This window comes from Bowmanella denitrificans, assembly GCF_002887595.1.
Lineage (GTDB): Bacteria > Pseudomonadota > Gammaproteobacteria > Enterobacterales > Alteromonadaceae > Bowmanella > Bowmanella denitrificans.
The window spans coordinates 584,985-603,658 of the sequence record NZ_PEBU01000002.1 but is presented as its reverse complement, the minus strand read 5'-3'; the positions used below and the strand labels follow the sequence as shown (position 1 = coordinate 603,658).

Annotated in this window: 11 protein-coding genes; all 11 read right to left on the bottom strand. The window is 49.4% G+C overall.

The annotated features are described in order from the left end of the window. Nucleotides 1-10 precede the first annotated feature (10 nt). The 11 genes from uup to CSR04_RS06175 all read right to left on the bottom strand — a co-directional run bounded on the left by uup (nucleotide 11) and on the right by CSR04_RS06175 (nucleotide 18,664). Nucleotides 11-1,906 (bottom strand): ATP-binding cassette ATPase Uup, encoded by a 1,896-nt coding sequence (uup, locus tag CSR04_RS06225; RefSeq protein WP_102795381.1) that lies wholly within the window; start codon nucleotides 1,904-1,906, stop codon nucleotides 11-13. Further along, nucleotides 1,903-2,133, bottom strand: coding sequence for a glutaredoxin family protein (locus CSR04_RS06220; RefSeq protein ID WP_102795380.1), 231 nt, complete (start codon nucleotides 2,131-2,133; stop codon nucleotides 1,903-1,905). The genes uup and CSR04_RS06220 overlap by 4 nt, the downstream gene beginning before the upstream one ends. Beyond that, complete coding sequence (gene rlmKL / locus CSR04_RS06215) at nucleotides 2,123-4,228, bottom strand: bifunctional 23S rRNA (guanine(2069)-N(7))-methyltransferase RlmK/23S rRNA (guanine(2445)-N(2))-methyltransferase RlmL (protein ID WP_102795379.1); 2,106 nt, start codon at nucleotides 4,226-4,228, stop codon at nucleotides 2,123-2,125. Before rlmKL ends, CSR04_RS06220 begins: the two co-directional genes overlap by 11 nt. Before the next feature lie 96 nt (nucleotides 4,229-4,324). Then, the gene (locus tag CSR04_RS06210; RefSeq protein WP_172449249.1) at nucleotides 4,325-4,852 is read right to left on the bottom strand and encodes a cell division protein ZapC domain-containing protein; all 528 of its coding nucleotides are present in this window, start codon (nucleotides 4,850-4,852) and stop codon (nucleotides 4,325-4,327) included. Nucleotides 4,853-4,982: 130 nt separating this feature from the next. Continuing rightward, nucleotides 4,983-5,990, bottom strand: a complete 1,008-nt coding sequence (gene pyrD, locus CSR04_RS06205) for a quinone-dependent dihydroorotate dehydrogenase (RefSeq protein ID WP_102795377.1) — start codon at nucleotides 5,988-5,990, stop codon at nucleotides 4,983-4,985. Between the two features lie 163 nt (nucleotides 5,991-6,153). After that, nucleotides 6,154-10,998 (bottom strand): NAD-glutamate dehydrogenase, encoded by a 4,845-nt coding sequence (locus tag CSR04_RS06200; protein ID WP_102795376.1) that lies wholly within the window; start codon nucleotides 10,996-10,998, stop codon nucleotides 6,154-6,156. 393 nt (nucleotides 10,999-11,391) lie between these two features. Further along, on the bottom strand, nucleotides 11,392-13,707 hold the full coding sequence (locus CSR04_RS06195) for an efflux RND transporter permease subunit (protein WP_102795375.1): 2,316 nt from the start codon (nucleotides 13,705-13,707) through the stop codon (nucleotides 11,392-11,394). Between the two features lie 8 nt (nucleotides 13,708-13,715). Beyond that, nucleotides 13,716-14,693, bottom strand: a complete 978-nt coding sequence (locus CSR04_RS06190) for a WD40/YVTN/BNR-like repeat-containing protein (protein WP_102795374.1) — start codon at nucleotides 14,691-14,693, stop codon at nucleotides 13,716-13,718. A gap of 91 nt (nucleotides 14,694-14,784) precedes the next feature. After that, on the bottom strand, nucleotides 14,785-16,149 hold the full coding sequence (locus CSR04_RS06185; RefSeq protein WP_102795373.1) for a DUF1329 domain-containing protein: 1,365 nt from the start codon (nucleotides 16,147-16,149) through the stop codon (nucleotides 14,785-14,787). Nucleotides 16,150-16,162: 13 nt separating this feature from the next. Next, nucleotides 16,163-18,247: a DUF1302 domain-containing protein gene (locus tag CSR04_RS06180; protein WP_102795372.1), complete on the bottom strand. Its 2,085-nt coding sequence runs from the start codon at nucleotides 18,245-18,247 to the stop codon at nucleotides 16,163-16,165. A 195-nt stretch (nucleotides 18,248-18,442) separates the two neighbouring features. Beyond that, on the bottom strand, nucleotides 18,443-18,664 hold the full coding sequence (locus CSR04_RS06175; protein ID WP_102795371.1) for a DUF2835 family protein: 222 nt from the start codon (nucleotides 18,662-18,664) through the stop codon (nucleotides 18,443-18,445). Nucleotides 18,665-18,674 lie beyond the last annotated feature (10 nt).

Sequence of the window (18,674 nt, the reverse complement as noted above, 5' to 3'; positions counted from 1 at the left end):
GTCTGATGTGCTACGACATACTATCTAATTCTTCCCATCTGGCAAACGCCTGCTCCAGGTCCTGTTGGGCCTGGGCAAGCTGATCCAGCATGGTGGCGGTATTCTTGGGATCCTGTTTAAAAAAGTCCGGATCACTGACCTGGGTTTCCAGCGCCTGGATTTGTTCCTCTAGGGCCTCTATCTTGGCGGGTAACTGCTCAAGTTCCAACTGCAACTTGTATGATAACTTTTTGCTTTTCTGTGCAGAAGTCTTTGCTGCAGCAGTTTGACTGGTGTTTTGTCCTTTAGTTTCCTGCTTGACCTGATTTTGTTGCGCATACCAGGCCATTACATCGGCATAACCGCCGACAAATTCGTGGATTTTACCCTGGCCTTCAAAAAACAGACTGGAAGTGACCACGTTATCGACAAATTCCCGGTCGTGGCTGACCAGAATCACTGTGCCCGGATACTGGCTCAGGGTCTCTTCCAGCAATTCCAGGGTTTCCACGTCCAGGTCGTTGGTCGGTTCATCCAGAATCAGTAAATTGCTGGGCTTAGCCAACAGCTTGGCCAGCAGCAAACGGTTGCGCTCCCCACCAGACAGAGAACTGACCGGTGCCAGGATGCGATCCGGAGTAAACAGATAGTCCTGCAGATAACTGATAGCATGACGGGTACGACCATTGATGGTGATATCTTTTTTACCATCGGCCACGGCATCTATCACGGTGGCGTTTTGATCCAGCGCCTGGCGGTGCTGGTCAAAATACGCCAGTTCCAGCGCGGTACCCATGCGTACCGAGCCACTATCAGGTTTAAGTTGCCCCAGCAATAATTTTAATAAGGTACTTTTACCACAGCCATTAGGACCAATCAGCGCCAGCTTGTCGCCGCGAAACACGCTAAGGTCGAGATTATCCACGATACGATGGCCGTCGATAGCATAGGATAATTGCTGGGCTTCAAACACCAGTTTACCCGACGCCTGACTATCGGCCAGACTGACTTTAGCCGTGCCCTGGCGATTGCGACGTTCGGAATGTTCTTTGCGCAGCGCTTTAAGTGCCCTGACCCTTCCTTCATTTCGGGTACGGCGGGCCTTAATGCCCTGGCGGATCCAAGTCTCTTCTTCTGACAAGCGCTTATCGAACAGGGCGTTTTGCGCCTCCTCCACCTGCAGATCTTCGGCTTTCTTATCCAGATACTGCTGATAGTTGCCCGGGTAGCTAGTGAGGTTACCGCGGTCCAAATCGATAATACGGGTGGCAATGGCACGGATAAAGGCCCGGTCATGGCTGACAAACACCACAGTGCCTTTAAAATCCAACAGTACCTTCTCCAGCCATTGAATACTGGCGACGTCCAGGTGGTTGGTGGGCTCATCCAACAGCAGTATGTCCGGGTCAGTCACCAGAGCGCGCGCCAGCGCAGCTTTTCTACGCCAGCCACCGGACAACGAGGCCAGGGATTGTTCTGCTGGCAATGACAGTTGGTTGAGCACCTGCTCAATACGCTGCTCCAGTCGCCAGGCATCCAGACTTTCCAGCTCTGCCTGCAAACGCTCCAGTTTATTCAGATTCGCTTCAGACGGGTCGCTGGCAATCAGATGGGTGTGGTGAAAATAGGCTTTGAGCACTTCACCGGATTCAGCCAGGCCTTCGGCCACATAATCAAATATGCTCTGGTCGGCTAATAGCGGTGGGTCCTGTTCCAGTCTGGCGATCACCGTGCCACCAGTGACAATACGCTGACCGTCATCCAGTTGCATCTCGTCGTTGATAATTTTCAGCAGGGTCGATTTACCGCAGCCATTGCGACCGACCAGACACAAACGTTCAGCACTTTGAATGACCAGTTCGGCTTTATCCAACAAGGTATGCGTGCCAAACGCCAGTTGGGCGTTTTTTAGTTGTAACAAACTCAAGACAAAAACTCGTTTAATTGGGTGGCATCAAAGGGCCAGCACAGTTCCCTGCCCTGACTGTCTTTCAACACCGGAATACTGTAACGGTATTGGGAAAACACGGCATCATCGTCCATGATATCCACTTTTTGCAGGGCGCACATTGGTGCATGGGCCCTCACCAGTGCTTCGGCTTCTTCGCATAAATGGCAGGCCACCGTGCCGTATAACACTAAATTACTGTGCATGGGTCAGCAGCCAGCAGTGGTGAATTTTCGGATTGCGTTTAAAGTCTTCCGGCAGGGTATCGGCACTGATGTTTTCAAAGCGCAGTCCCAGTTCGGTGACACCTTTTTCATCCAGCTTAAACTGGCGCAGATTGTTGGAAAACACCAGTTTACCGCCTTTACGCAGGCAGCGCTTGGCGTCTGCCAGCATGGCCAGATGGTCGCGTTGCACATCCCAGGTGCTCTGCATTCGCTTGGAATTGGAAAACGACGGTGGATCAATAAATATCAGGTCATATTGCTGGTGATGCCCTTTGAGCCACTCCAGGCAGTTTTCCTGCAAAAACCGATACTGATAGACATTGTTAAGCTTGTTCAGCTCGAAGTTACGTTTGGCCCAGTCAAGATAGGTTCGTGACATATCCACCGTGGTAACTGTTTTTGCCCCCCCAAGGGCAGCGTGCACAGACACCGAACCGGTGTAGGCAAAAAGGTTAAGCACATCAGCGTTTTTACTCCACTGACGAACCATTTGGCGGGTGCTGCGGTGATCCAGGAATAAGCCGGTATCCAGGTAATCTTTCAGATTAACCCAGAAGCGCGCGCCATTTTCCCAGACCTGGATAAATTCCTTTTCGCTGGCAAACTTTTCATACTGTTCCTTACCCTTTTGCTGCTGACGCACCTTGAGCACAATCTTATCGTGCTCCACGCCAAGTACTTTGGGTAACTGCAGCATGGCATCCATCAACCGTTTACGGGTTTTGCCTTCGGGAATATTCTTAGGTGCCGCATATTCCTGCACTACCACCCAATCGCCATAGCGATCAATAGCCAGATTATACTCTGGCAAGTCGGCGTCATAGATACGGTAACAATTGCTGTCCAGTTGCTTGATCCAGCCTTTGAGTTTCTGCAGGTTCTTGCTCAGACGATTGGCAAAATCCTGCCCGGCCTGACTGGATTCGCGAATTTCGCAGTTCTTTTCATCCAGTACAAAGTTAACCAACTGGCATTCCAGCTTACCGTTTAATATCTGGTATTCCTTGCCCGCCACTAACTTCATCTGTCGCAGCAAATCGCGATTAGAGGTCAGCACTGACAAATGCCAACCGGCAAACTGTTGTTTTAGTTGCAGCCCCCAGTCATTAAACAGCGGCAGCAACTCGGTCAGCTCACCCAGCCGTTCACCGTAGGGAGGATTGGTGACCAGATAACCAGGCGCAGAGGGGCACTGCCATTTACTGGCATCCGCATTGGAAAACTGAATCAGATCTGCGACGCCGGCTGCACCGGCGTTTTGCCGTGCCAGTTGCACCATGGCAGGGTCAATATCATTGGCGTAAAACTGTCTGGCTGGGCTGACCACCGCTTGCTCGGCTTCACCAAGCAAGGTTTCCCAGATGTCACTCTGGTGCTTTTTCCAGTGACTGAAACCCCATTGGCTGCGCAGCAGCGCGGGGGCCTGATTGGCAGCCATCAGGGCCGCTTCAATCACAATAGTGCCCGCCCCGCACATTGGATCGGCCAGTGGCTGGTGCATATCGGCCGTCCAGCCACTGCGATACAGCATGGCTGCCGCAATATGTTCTTTTACCGGCGCCTGACCGGCTTTTAATCTGTAGTGTCGCTGGTGCAGGCTGCCACCGGAAAGATCCAGGTAAATACCCAGTTTATCGCGCCATAAGCGGCACTGAATACGAATGGCGGGATTTTCCTTACTGACATTAGGGCGTCGTTCATACAATTCCTGGAACTGATCGACCACCGCGTCTTTGACTTTTAAGGCACCAAACTGGCTGTTATTGATACTTTTGCTGGTACCGATAAAGTCCACCACAAAACTGTCGGTAACATTAAACTGGGCCGCCCAGTTAATACTGGAAGCCAGTTGGTACAACTGCTCGGCGTCCTGGCAATCTCCTTCAGCCAGTTTGACCAGTACACGGTTGGCCAGTCTGGACCACAGGCAAAGGTAATATGCGTCTTTCAGCTCACCGTCAAACAGTACCTGCCCCGGCTTGTTTTTTAACTGCAAATGAGGACAAAGCCGACCAATCTCCTGCATCAGGAGATCGTCCAGGCCTTTAGAAGTGGTTATAACGAATGCGTACATGCCAAGCCAGACAAAAATGAAAGGCTGGGATTATAAGGGAAATGCACTGATTTGTATGGATCAATTTGTCAAATTAAGGCGTAAAGAGGCAATCAGTCAAGCCAGCTTGCGCAATGGTTGCTGCTCAAAACAGGGCTCCAGGCAATCCGGCATTACCCTGATGGCCTCAAACTGCCCCATGGCTTTACCGGTTCCCAGCGGCAGTTGGTCATCCAGCAGCAGGCATAGACAACTGCTGTGATTGTCTTCCACCACCCATACCTTGGCACGGTGTTCTGCGGTACTTAACCAGGCCAGTCGATGATGATGACCGCCTGTTTCATTGCGGGTAAAAAACCAACTTTTGGGCATCAGTGGTTTATGAAAGCGCTGCACGGCGCAAACATTAATGGCAAGCTGGGTTTGCTGTGCCGCACTTAATGGCAGACAGCAATGTTCAAGCTGATTGGCAATCTGGCTATAAACTTCCAGGTCCTGCAAATCAAATGATTCTTCACCGCTGACAGTGTAGGCCAGATGCTTGGTGCGATAGGGTGTCAGAAACAACATGTCGCCTAACAGCAGAGCCAGGCGGTCATGCTGATGGTCATAATACCAGCGCCAGTTGCTATCAGGTTGTAACATACAAAACATCCTTATGGAAAACACAAATGGGGCCGGCAAAATGCCCCGCCCCATTTCTATACACTATACCCAAGCGATTCTTTTTATTAATAATTTTTCCGCATAGCGGACTGCGATCCAGCCAGGATCTTTATAAGGATTCGAGGATCTCTTTGATCAAATCCGGTCCCTGGTAGATCAGCGAGGAGTAGATCTGGATCAGACTCGATCCTGCCGCGATCCGCACCTTGGCAGCATGAGGAGAATCTATTCCGCCTACGCCAATAATTGGCATGGCCCCGTCCAGGGCCTTACTCAGTTTCTCCACCACATTCTGGCTAACCTGAGTAAGTGGCGAGCCACTCAACCCCCCTGCCTCATTGGCATATTGCTGGCCTTGCACCAGTTTGCGATCCAAGGTGGTGTTGGTGGCAATCACGCCATCCATACCGGTTTGCACTAAAGACCTGGCAATGTCGACAATTTCTTCGTCACTCAGATCCGGGGCAATCTTCACCAGCACCGGTACATACTTGCCATGTTGCTCGCTAAGTTGCTGCTGGCGCTGCTTTAAGCCCCTGAGCAGATTGTCAAGAGCTTCCCCGTACTGCAAATTACGTAATCCAGGTGTATTGGGAGAGGAAATATTGATAGTGACATAACTGGCGTGGGCGTAGACTTTATCCAGGCAGTGCAAATAATCATCCAGCGCCTGCTCTTCCGGCGTAATTTTGTTTTTGCCGATATTAATCCCTAACACGCCTTTGTATTGGGCACGTTTTACCTGCTCAACCAGATAATCGACGCCTTTGTTGTTAAAGCCCATGCGATTGATAATGGCCTGCGACTGAGGCAAGCGGAATAATCTGGGTTTGTCATTGCCGCCTTGTGGCTTAGGTGTCACAGTCCCCACTTCAATAAAACCAAAGCCCATGGCCGCAAAGGCGTCAATGCACTCGCCATTTTTATCCAGCCCGGCCGCCAGGCCAATTGGATTGCGAAACTGCATACCCAACACCTCAACGGGTTTGTCTGGTAGCGATTGCCCATATAAGCGGTTTAAGACATTGCGCTGGCTGGCTTTTAAGAAGGCCAGGCTGAGATCATGAGAACGTTCTGCATCCAGTGTGAATAGCAAATCTCTTAATAACGAATACATGGTGGCGAAATTTCCTTTGTGGCAGCTAATTAACAGGCGATTGCCAATGCATTTCCCTGCAATCCTGGCAGATATTTTTCCATAAACATAAAAAAGCCCCGGCTAAACCGGGGCATTATAGAGGATGCTCAGTACCCTGTCCCGCTCATCGGCGGGGAGGATGTCAGTGAACCGCTGAATTACTACAGTTCAGGCTTAACAGCATCAGCTCACGCAGCGCCACCGAGAACTTGGCAAACTCGTGGGTTCCGCTGGTCTTAAACTCTGACATCATGTGATACCAGCGCTCCAGCAACTCGTTATGCGTCTCGATCCAGCTGTCCAGAATTGCCTGGGCATCCTGACTCTTAGGATCGAACTTCAGCAGCACTGATGTCAGTGAACGCTGTTGCCAATCCAGTTCCTCACGGTAAGACGCGCGGGCCAGTGCCTGCCAATGGTTGCTAACGGACTGGCGGTTGATTTGGTCCAGGAACCAGTGCAGTTGCAGTTTATTACCGAGTTTGTAGTACAAACTGGCCACCAGGGCGACTTTCTTGCCTTCCTGGGTGGAAATCTGTGCCAAATCCAAACAGGAGAACAAGTTGCTCAGGCTCGCCACTTTGTAAGCAATGTCTTTGGCAACACCGGCTTCTGTCAGCACACGGGTTTTTTCTTCCAGTTCCTTATACTCGGCTTCGACCAGATAATCCTGCAGGTTTTTGCTCAGATCATCCATGGTCGGACGATAGAAGGCAATGGCCTCATCAATGGACAACGACTTGTTACCATGACGCAGATACCAACGCGACGCGCGACGCAAAGAACGGCGCATATCATCCAGCATGGCTAACTGCATATTGGCGTCAATCTTATTGTCCAGCTTCTCGATATCACGCCACACTGACTCCATACCGAAGATCCCTTTTACCACTGAATAGGCATTGACCACTTCTGATACATTGGCACCGGTCTCTTCCTGCAGACGATGCATAAAGTTCAGGCCCATGTCGTTGATCATATTGTTGGTCAACTTGGTGGCAATGATTTCCCCTTTCAGCGGGTGCTGGGTCATTTGCTCAGCAAACTTGTCCTGCAGCATTTTCGGGAAGGCGGTGATCAGCAATCTGGCATGATACGGGTTCTCGGTTACTTCCGGGATATTCAGCTTGTCTTTCAGGACCATTTTGCCGTAAGCCATCAGCACCGCCAGTTCAGGGCGGGTCAAACCACGATCAGATGCCTGACGTTCAGACAGTTCGTCGTCGCTGGGAATAAATTCCAGCTCCCGGTTCAATCGCCCTTCGCGTTCCAGACCATGAATAAAGCGCAACTGCTCTTTCAGCCTGGAACCACCACCGATCTCGGTAATAGAAATAGACTGGGTTTGACGATAACAATCCTGCAGAACGATTTGTGCCACGTCATCGGTCATATCGTAGAGCAGTTTATTACGTTGCTTAATCGTCAGGTCACCATTTTGTACCAGAGTATTAAGCAAGATCTTGATGTTAACTTCGTTGTCTGAGCAGTCCACCCCACCGACGTTATCAATAAAGTCGGTGTTCATGCGACCGCCAGCAGCACAGTATTCCACGCGGCCAAGCTGAGTGCACCCCAGGTTGCCCCCTTCACCGATAATTCTGGCTTTAACATCTTTGCCGTTAACGCGTAAGTCGTCATTGGCACGGTCACCTACATCTGCATGAGTTTCCTTACTGCCTTTCACATAGGTACCAATGCCGCCGTTCCACAGCAAATCCACCGGCATCTTAAGAATATTCTTAATCAGCTCGCTTGGGGTCATGGTCAGTTGCTTAGTGCCTAGCCATTTCTTCATCTCGGTAGTCAGCTTAATGGCCTTATCAGAACGAGAGAAAATACCGCCGCCCTTGGAAATCAAGTCTTTGTTGTAATCGGCCCAGTTCAGGCTTGGGTCTTTAAACAAACGCAAGCGTTCTTCGTAGGTCTTGGCCGCATCTGGATCAGGATCGAAGAAAATATGCATGTGGTTAAAGGCCGCTATCAGACGGGTATGCTTGGACAACAACATACCGTTACCGAAAACGTCACCGGCCATGTCACCAATACCGATACAGGTAAAATCTGTGCTTTGACAGTCTATGCCCATTTCACGGAAATGGCGTTTAACCGATTCCCAGCCACCACGCGCGGTAATGCCCATGCCCTTGTGGTCATAACCAACGCTGCCACCAGACGCAAACGCATCGCCCATCCAGAAGTTATATTCTTCGGAAATGCCATTCGCGATGTCAGAGAAGGTTGCGGTACCTTTGTCTGCCGCCACCACCAAATAGGGATCATCCTCATCCAGACGCACCACGTCTTTGGGCGGGACAATTTCACCCTGCACAATATTGTCAGTGATATCCAGCAAAGAACGGATAAAGATGCGGTAGCACTCTTTGCCTTCTTCCAGGAAAGCCTGACGTCCACCGGTCGTGGGCAGATTTTTACAGATAAAACCACCTTTGGCCCCAACCGGAACAATCACGGTGTTTTTTACCTGTTGGGCTTTTACCAGGCCGAGTACTTCGGTACGGAAATCTTCCTGACGGTCTGACCAGCGCAATCCACCGCGGGCGACTCGACCACCACGCAAATGCACGCCTTCCACTCGTGGCGAGTAAACAAAAATCTCAAACTTAGGCAGTGGCAGCGGCATTTCAGGGATCAGCTCAGGCAGCATCTTGAATGAGATATACGGCTTGTCGTTACCCTGCTCGTCTTTCTGGTAGAAGTTGGTACGCAAAGTGGCCATGACCATATCCAGATAGCGACGAATAATTCGGTCGTCATCCAGGTTGGACACGTTGTCCAGGCTCTCTTTTACTTGCGCCAGCAGTGCTTGCTCTTTTTTCTCAGAACGCTTAACCGCCGGGTCAAAACGCTGCTCAAACAATTGCACCAGTAAAATGGCAATATGCGGGTACTTATCCAGTGTTCTGGCGATGTAATCCTGACTGAAAGAACTACCGGTCTGGCGCATATATTTGGCATAAGCACGTAAAATGGTCACTTTGCGGCCAGGCATTCCGGCTCCCAGCACCAGGCGGTTGAAAGAATCATCTTCCAGTTGCTGATACCAGACTTTAGAGAAGGCATCCTGGAACAGCTCCTGGGCTTTTTCCAGACTCATTTTGTTGCTGGAACTGTGCAACATGGAGAAGTCCATGATCCAGTTAACGGTTCCGTCGCTGGCCTTGACCTGATAGGGGCTTTCATCGATTACGCGTAACCCAAAGTGCTCCAGCATCGGTAATACCGCAGACAAGTGAATGGGTTGGTTGCGATGGAACAGCTTCAGTTTAACTACCGCGCTGTCATCAGATTCTTCCTGTGGACGGTAGAACAACATATCCAGGGTACGAACATCATCCAGGCTTTCCAGCTTCTCAATATCCACCACCGTGGTGGTGGGCAGATTCTGCTCTTTATAGCTGCGGGTAAAGGCATTGTCGTACTTCTGGTCGAGCTTCTTACCCTGAGCTTCACCGTGGCTGGCACGCAACGCACTGCTGAGCTTGTCATTCCAGCTCTTGGACAGCTCGATAATGTTCTTTTCAATTTCCTTCACGTCGATTTCCACGTTGTTATTCTTAACCCGGACCATATAGTGGGTGCGGGCATAAACAGATTCGGAGAAGAAAGTGGTGAATTCCACATCCTGCTCGCTGCCGAAGGACTTTTTCAGCAAGGCCTGGGTGTCTTTACGCAACTGGGTGTTGTAACGCTCTCTGGGTACAAACACCATACAGGAATAGAAGCGGCCGAATACGTCGCGACGCATAAACAAACGGGAAATACCACGTTCCTGCATCTGGAAAATACCCAGAGCAATCTGACCCAATTCCTGCTCACTGGCCTGTAGCAACTCATCACGTGGATAGGTTTCCAGAATATTCAGGAAGGCTTTGTAGGCATGTGAAGACTTGTCAAACCCGGAGTTATCACACATACGGGCAATTTTTTCTTTCAGTACCGGTACATCACCTGCACCTGCGTTGTAAAACGCAGAAGAGAACAAACCAATAAAGCGATGTTCCCCTATGACATTCCCATCTTTGTCGAATTCTTTAACACCGATATAGTCCATATAGGCTGGACGGTGTACCCGGGATTTACTGTTGGTTTTTGTCAGGATCAGTGGATTCTGGCTAAGTGTTTCCTGGCGCGCCGATAATGGCAGGCGGGACAACAGCCTGTCGCGGTTGCTTTTGGAGTTTTTCATCAGCCCCAGGCTGGAGTCGTTATCAGCAATCCAGCGATGGTCGCCTTCTACGGCTTTAGCCTGATAATGGCGATAACCCATCAGGGTGAAGTTGTTGTTGCGGATCCAGCGCAGGAAGGTGTGTACTTCTTTTTTAGCTGCATCGCCAGCCGGACAAGGTTGTTTGTCATACCCGGCAATAATGGCATCCAGTCGTTCATTCATCGGCATCCAGTCAGACACAGCTAACTGCACTTCATCCAGAACAGAGTGCAACTCTTTTTCAATGTCTTCCAGGGCTTTTTTACTGGTCTGACGGTCGATTTCCACCAGGAACACGGTTTGCTTGCTGGGCCCTTTAGCCTTAGCATCCTGCATGGTTTCAAGCTTGTGATCTTTACCACGTTTCACCGCGATGGGGCTATGTAACAGCAGATGGGCGGTAATACTCAGGCGGTTAATCGCCATGCGCACGGAGTCCACCAAAAACGGCATATCATCCACAATAATTTCAATAATGGTATGAGATGACTGCCAACCGTGTTTGGCTATTTCCGGGTTGAATACCCGGATAAAGGGTTCCGAGTCATGATAGTCCACAAACTCATTCCACAGGCTTAAGGTAGCGCCGTACAGGTCGCTGTCCACCCGGTTTTGTAAGTCGTCTTTGGATATATTCTTAAATAGGATCTGGGCAAATTGTTCGACTAACGGGGCCTGAGCCTTGTCGACCTTTTTGCGGATCAATGTATACACATTTTCGAGGAGTACAGAGTGCTGGCTATTTGCAACCGTCATTTTTATACCTTGTCATGCGGGCTTTTGTAGGGCGAATTTTAGTATACCAATTCACTTTTCGTTTTATTTTCGCTCAGCGGAATCAGTAATAAAGAACTGAGTTCTATACAAATTCCGCGTATTTTCGCTGATTCCGCCGACCTTTGAAAGGGCTAAATAGGCTGGTATGACCCGCCTTTGGGATACATATTCATACTGGTTTAATAAAAATTTCTAATGACAAACCTGACCAGTCTGTCAGGGCGATAATCATGTAGCTACAACATGAATGAACTGCAAGGAAAAAACAGCGAAAAGCAGCTAACTACCCGTAACAAGCAAAAACGCCATAAAACTCCTGTTGGAATTTTATGGCGCTATTTCATGCCCGGAGGTTATTAACTATGCAAGAAATTATTTTTGCTTGTACCAGAATACTGCTGCTAAAGCAGGCAATACTACGACCGCCCCCAGCATATTGACGACAAACATAAAGGTTAGCAGGATGCCCATGTCCATTTGGAACTTCAGGCTGGAGAATACCCAGGTGCTGACCCCAATAGCCAGAGTAATACCGGTGAACAGTACCGCACTACCCCGTTCTTTCAGCGCATCAAAATACGCCTGGCGCACGGCCATTCCGGATTTAAGCTTCTGACTCATGGTCGACAGGATATAAATGCCATAGTCCACCCCAATGCCCACCCCTAGTGCGATGACTGGTAAGGTAGAAACCGTCAGGCCAATTTGCAGTTTTGTCATCAGTGCCTGGGCCAATACGGATACCACATACAAGGGTAAAACTACTGCAAGGGTCGCACGCAGTGAGCGGAAGCTCAGCAAACACAGCAGAATCACGGCGCCAAACACGTATAACATCATGGGAGCCTGCGCCGCTTTGACCGCTTCGTTGGTAGCCGCCATCACTCCTACAGGGCCAGATGCCAGCTTGAATTGCAGGTCTTCACGTTCATATTGCTGACGATATGCTTTGACCGCATCCACCACCCGATTAATGGTTTCAGCCTTATGGTCGGCCATAAACAGGATCACCGGCATTACTGAACAGTCACCGTTAAGCAGACCCGAAGAGGTGTCTACCCTGGAGATATTCTGTACCAGAGATTGCTGATTGCGTGGCAGCACCCGCCACTTAGGATTACCTTCGTTATAACCTGCGTTGATCAGCTTAGCAACGGAGGCCAAACTGACCGCAGACTGCACCCCTTCAACGTTTTCCATCTTCCATTGGAACTCATCAATGGCATTCATCACCTCAAAAGAGGTACAGGCCGAAGGCGTGGTTTCTACCAATACCGACATGTAATCGACACTAATGGCATACTTGTCGGTAATAAGGAAGGTATCCTGATTGTATCTGGAGCTTTCATGCAGGGCCGGTGCGCCAGCATGCAAATCGCCAATCTTCATCTTTTCAGATTCATACCAGCCAAAGGCAAACAGCAGCGCCACCACCACCAGAATGACCTTAGCAACCCCAGGGTTTGAACAATGCGCAATGCGATTCCAGAAACGATCAGATCGCTGTTCTTTATTGGCAAAACGGGATTTGTAGCCGTCACCCAGCTTAACGTATGACATCAGTACCGGTAGCAACACCAGGTTAGTCAAAATAATAACCGCGACCCCCATACTGGCGGTGATTGCCAACTCGCGGATAATACCAATGTCGATTACCAGCAAGGTCATAAAGCCCACGGTGTCAGACAACAAGGCAATCCCACCAGGAACCAGTAAGGTTCTGAAGGCCTTTTGTGCTCCCTGCTTAGCGGTATTACCGGCAATCACTTCCTTGCCTACCGAGTTAATCATTTGCACACCATGGCTGACGCCGATGGCAAAGACTAAAAACGGAACCAAAATCGACATGGGATCGAGACCGAACCCAAGCAGGGTGAGCAAGCCCATTTGCCAGATAACCGCAATAATAGAACAAAGCAGTGGCAACACCGTCAACAAAGCGGATTTACAGAACAGATATACCATGACGGCGGTGATGGCGATGGCAATGGCGAAGAACAGCAGCACATCTTTTGCGCCGTCAGCCACATCACCGACCATTTTTGAGAAGCCGATAATGTGCACACTGATTTTATCGTCTTCGTACTGACCTCTTAATTGTGTTTCCAGGTTGGCAGCAAAGGCCAGCGTATCGAGTTTTTCACCTGTTTGTGGATCCAACTCCAGTAGTTGCGCGGTCACCATGGCACATTTGAAATCATCGGATACCATACGACCGACAATGCCGGCTTTTACGATATTCTCTGACACCAATTTAAGGGCCGCCGGATTGGCTGAATTAAAATCGGCCGGGATCACCGGTCCACCAGAAAACCCTTCCTCTACGACTTCGGTAAAACGGGTGGAAGCACTGTAAAGCGATTTAACCTGAGAACGATCCACGCCGGGAATAAAAAATAGCTGGTCATGAACATCTTTAAGACGGTCAAAAAATGTCTGATTAAATATACTGCCGTCACGCTGACAGACCGACACCAGAATACTATTAGCACCACCAAAGTTTTTCTGGTGCTTCATATAGTTCTGCATATACGGGTGATTAAGCGGAATATTCTTGGTAAAGGCTGCATCTAGCTTTAATTGAGTGGCTTGCCAAAGCAAAAAACCACTGAGCAGACCAAACAGAATGATGACCCACTTTCGGTGCCGGAAAAACACTAATTCGAGAATATCTATTAACCTGGTCATAGTCCCATCTACTTCTGTAAAAATCTGATGCCGGTTTCGGTCACTGCAATGACTTTGTCACCCACAGGCAATGCATTAAGCACCGCTTTTTCTTCCTCGGTCTGTTGCACCTGCAACTCATCATTCAGCCAGATTAAATAGCCATTATTGCCCACCACCAAAGTGTGCCCGTCGGCAAGCGGCACAATGCTGTTAAGCGAAGACTTCATATTGGTGGGCAGTTCTTGCCAGCCGTCCTGCGCTTGATACTCAAATAAATGACCGCGCAATCCGGCCGCCAGCAAGCGATTATCTGTGGTCTGACGAATATCAAAGAATGAACCGTAGTAATCAATTTCCATACGCTGCCAGCTACGCCCCTGATCCTGGCTAGCAGCCAGTAAGCCAGCCTCACCAGCTAAATACAAGGTCTCGCCCGCGCGGGACAGGCGGTTGAAATGTGGCAAAATAGATGACAGCTCCTGTTCGTACAAAGATTCATCTTCTTGCTTTAAGTCCTGCAGATACTGAATGTCGTCCTCGTCCAGCAACTCAATATGCGGTTCACGTTGCCAATTAGCGCCACCATCGGTGGTTCGGTAAAAAAGTCCGTATGCCCCTATCGCCAGTCCATGATTTTCATCCAGAAACAGTACATCCATTAACGGCTTTTCCAATTCCGGCTGATAATTTTGTATTTGCCAGCTATGACCGTTGTCGACACTGGCTATAATCACAGCATCGTGGCCGACCGCCCAGATCCGCTGTCCTTGCACGGTAACCGAGGTCAACGTTGAGGAAACGGGTACGGTCTGCTGTTGCCAATTGGAAGCGTCGGAAGAAAGCAGTATATGACCACGTTCACCGACAGCAATAATACCTTCGGCGGTGGCGGCCACATCCAGTAACAAAGATTGATCGGCCAGCGGTGCCACAAAAGCCGGTGTGGAATGAGCCTTTGTCGGGCCTACCAACAAGGCCAGCATCAGGAAAACAGGCAACTTCATGTGGTTACTATCTCAAGGTTTGATGTATTAGTTAGGGCATGCTTTAGGGTGCAAAAGAAAACGGCTGGCAGTGCCAACCGTTTTACTGCTGTTATCTCAGGCCTTCCCGCCGCAGCGCCTGAGAAGTGAACTCGCTGTCATCCGGCTTAATGGTAAAATCGTACATCTTTGTCTCGTTATCCAGGCCCAGTGCCAGATAACGACGCGAGTTCAAATCATAGTAAACATCCAGTGTAGACCAAAGCGTTGGTACGTCGTAATAATTCACCGCATACGCCATCGCAACTCGATACAGCTCATTGCGGTTGTCGTACATATCCGCAACCAGGATCTGCCAGCTGTCTTCATCAATATAGAACACCCGCTTCTGATAAATATGACGATATTCCGGTTTCAGGTTGGCTTCTACCACCCATACACGGTGTTTCTCAAAACGGGTTAAGTCCGGGTTAATATGACCAGGTTTGAGGATATCATCATACTTGACCTGATCACTGTGCAGTTTGTAGTTGTTATATGGAACATACAATTCCTGCTTCCCTTTTAAGGTCCAGTTGTAGCGATCCGGTGCACCGTTGAACATGTCGAAATCATCTGTAGTACGCAGACCATCTGCCGCCGTACCTGGTGCGTCATAAGCAATATTTGGCGCTTTGCGCACACGACGCTGCCCGGTGTTGTAGGTCCAGGCCTGACGAGGCTCTTTTACCTGGTCCATGGTTTCATGCACAAGCAAAGCGGTACCGGCCAAACGGGCAGGTTCAGTGATGCTCTGCTTGAACTTCATCAGCACATTTTCCTGCTCAAGCTTTTCGGGTGTTACACCGTCTTCTGCATACTTGATCATCAGGATGTCATCAAAACCGATGACGTTAAAATCACCGGACGCCGTAGGTGCCGCCTGACCACCATAGCGTTGAATGGCCTGACCACGATAGCGCAGGATATGGTTCCATATGGCTTCCAAACCATTTTGTGCAATTGGGAAAGGCACGCCCATTGCCGCATTTTTAATCCCGTTACCCCCTTCTACCAGTTCAGCCCGGGTGGCATTGGTTTTGGTGGCATCGTAAACAAACTGCGGATTTGAGGCCGTACGACGAGTTTGGTAAACAGGGATCCTGAAGGTTTCCGGATAGGTTTCAAACAGCTTCTTTTGCCCATCTGAAAGCAGATTGGCATATTGGCTCATGTTGGCGGCAGTAATTTCAAATAACACTTTATCCTGCGGGAATGGATCGGGATGGTGATCCCCAACCTTATAACCAGCAGGTGGTGTGGTAATACCGCCATCCCAGGCAGGGATACTGCCGTCGGCATTTCCCGCTTTCAGGCCACCCAACGGAGTGAGCTCAGTGCCCAACTTGGCCGCTTCGGCCTCTGATACTTTAGCCTGTACTAATGCCGTCGACAGACTTAAACCTATAGCTGCTGCGACTAGGGTTAATTTTTTCATTAATCACTACTCCCTAGATTGAATACTTAATGTTAAAGGATACAAAGTCTCTGTCCGACAATGCGTTCGTTGTGCCTACACCGCCCCAGAAGGAATTCAGGGAAACACTGGCAGACCACTTGCTCAGATAATCGAAATCTACGGACAAACTTGAAGACTTACGGTCTTCAATAAACAAAAACAGAGGGTCCGGGGTAATGCCATCTACGTCATGAGCAAAGGTCGCCCTGACTGACATATTGATGCCCGCATACACGTTGTTAAAGTCGGCCTTGGCCAACAGCCTGTAGCCCCAGGCGTCATCGGTAGGAAACGGATTGGTTTCCGGACCATTGGAAATAAATGTGTGCAGCCCTTCTTTACCGGGTAATGGGCCACTTCTGGAGGTACCGGGACCATTCAGCCTGAGCAAATTAGGATCCGGCATATCATGAATTTTCACATAGCCCACTTCACCAAGAATTGTCAGGTTATCGGTACCCAGTACCGGGCCAAACAAATGGGTAGCAGAGACCTGCACCTGTGACGTATCGCTTAATACATGGCCAACGGCCGTTCCACCGGGACCGACAACATAGCCAAGATAATCATTAAACTGAGAAATATCCTCTAAGCCCGCATATCGGGCCGCCAAGGCAGGAATATCTGACCTGGCGCCCTGTTGCGGAGTCGCGGCATACAACAATTCGATATCATCTATTTGCAGAGGCTCATCCTGCCGGAAGGCAAATTCACCGGCAACGGCTGTTTCACCAATATTGGTATTAAAACTCAGGCCGTATAACTTAATGTCTTCCGGATAGACAAATCTGGCTTCGGTAAAAGCTACTAAATCCGTGACATTGTGTTTGGTAATCTCACTGGCAGTTGCCAGATAGGCGATATCTTTCCCTACACCAGCTTGCGTGAGGTTTGCGGTACGACCGGAAATCAGTGGCCTCTGGCTATGGTAGTTGAGGTGATAGAAGCCAAACTCCGTATCATTTAACGCTTCTGAATAATATGACAACTTGATCCCGTATTGACCCTGATCATCGGCATCGTCATGGGCTGAATCACTGTAAGCCCGCAGCGCCACCTTAGTGGGGTAAGCCAGGTAGGCAGTACTGATGGTTGCGGGATTAGCGCCGGCTTTGAGGGCAGAACTTAACTCGTTCAGTTTCAGCAGTAAGAAATCCAAATCCAGGTCGGCCGCACCGCCAAACCCATACTGAATGTTGGCTGATTGCCCCCCTTCCCCGGCAAAGTCATTGGTGGAGAAGTAGCTGCCATTTTGCGGCAGGCGGCTTTTTTCCCACTCGTATTGGTAGTACATCGCCAAACCGAGGGTTTCGCTTAGACCAAACTGGGCATATACCATACCGACAGGAATAAAGACTTCTTTTAATTCAGCACCTGGTGCTTGGGAGCGGGTAACATCAACAGGGTTGGTGGTATTAATACCATGTTGAATAAAGGTGCTTTCACCCCAGCTGACCACCTGGTCACCAATTCGAATGGAAACAGGCACAGACCCTAAATCAAAGTCAGCGTAAAAGAATGCATCGAGCAGGCGAATATCAGCACAAAGCTCTTCCTTGGCGTATTTATCCTCACAAGGATCGAATGGCTTATCAAAGCCTGCCTGTGAAGATACGGGATTGCGCCAGGGGCGATCGCCGTCCATCATTTCAAAATCGTAAAAGTACATGCCCCGGGCAAAAAAGCCCATGTTCTTATAACGAATATCCAGGTCATGTGTGCCTTTGAACTGGGTGGAAAACGCTTTACCCGGGTCGTAGTTCAGATTGCCGTTATCCACGTTGGCAGAATAACCACCATTAATCTGCCCCCACAGGGACAGCGGATCTATACCGGTATTAGTCGTACCGTTATAACCATTCCAATTCAAAGAGGGATAATTACTGGCACTGATAAGTTCCCAGTTTCTGTCTTCAATGCGGTAGCTGGTGCCCAGAGAGAAACTGGAGTCAAAACTGATAGACCAATCCCCCTCTTCCCAGTTTACAGCTTGCGCCGGGGCACTCGCGCCCCCCAGCAGTGCCGCAATCCCTATGGCCAAGGCTGACTTTTTATAAATGCGAGGCCCGTTATTCATCGTTTTTATACTCCTCTGTATCCGCAGTGAGGTTGAGTGTCCGCAGATCGTAAGCTGGTTGTCAGTTTGGTTACCGACATTTTACAAAATGATTACATCATTTCAGCTCATTATCAAGAACTAATCGTACCAGTTGAGAGTAGTCTACATCCCTTTATTTATCAAAACGTTGCAAACAAAAAATCGAGCAAAAATTCAACTTACACGTTCAAATGATCGTATTTTGTTATGCTCATTTGTTATGAGCCTGAAACGCCCATGAATGCCAAGATGATTAATAAAGGGGCGCAAGTTACCAGCCGGCAACTGCACCCTTTCACCACTCTCAGCGTACATAATCAGCTTTTGCACGGTACCGTCATACAGTGCTCGGCACTCTTCGTAGCTTAGTCGAAGATTAAAAAAATAGGTTTTCAACCTGCATTTT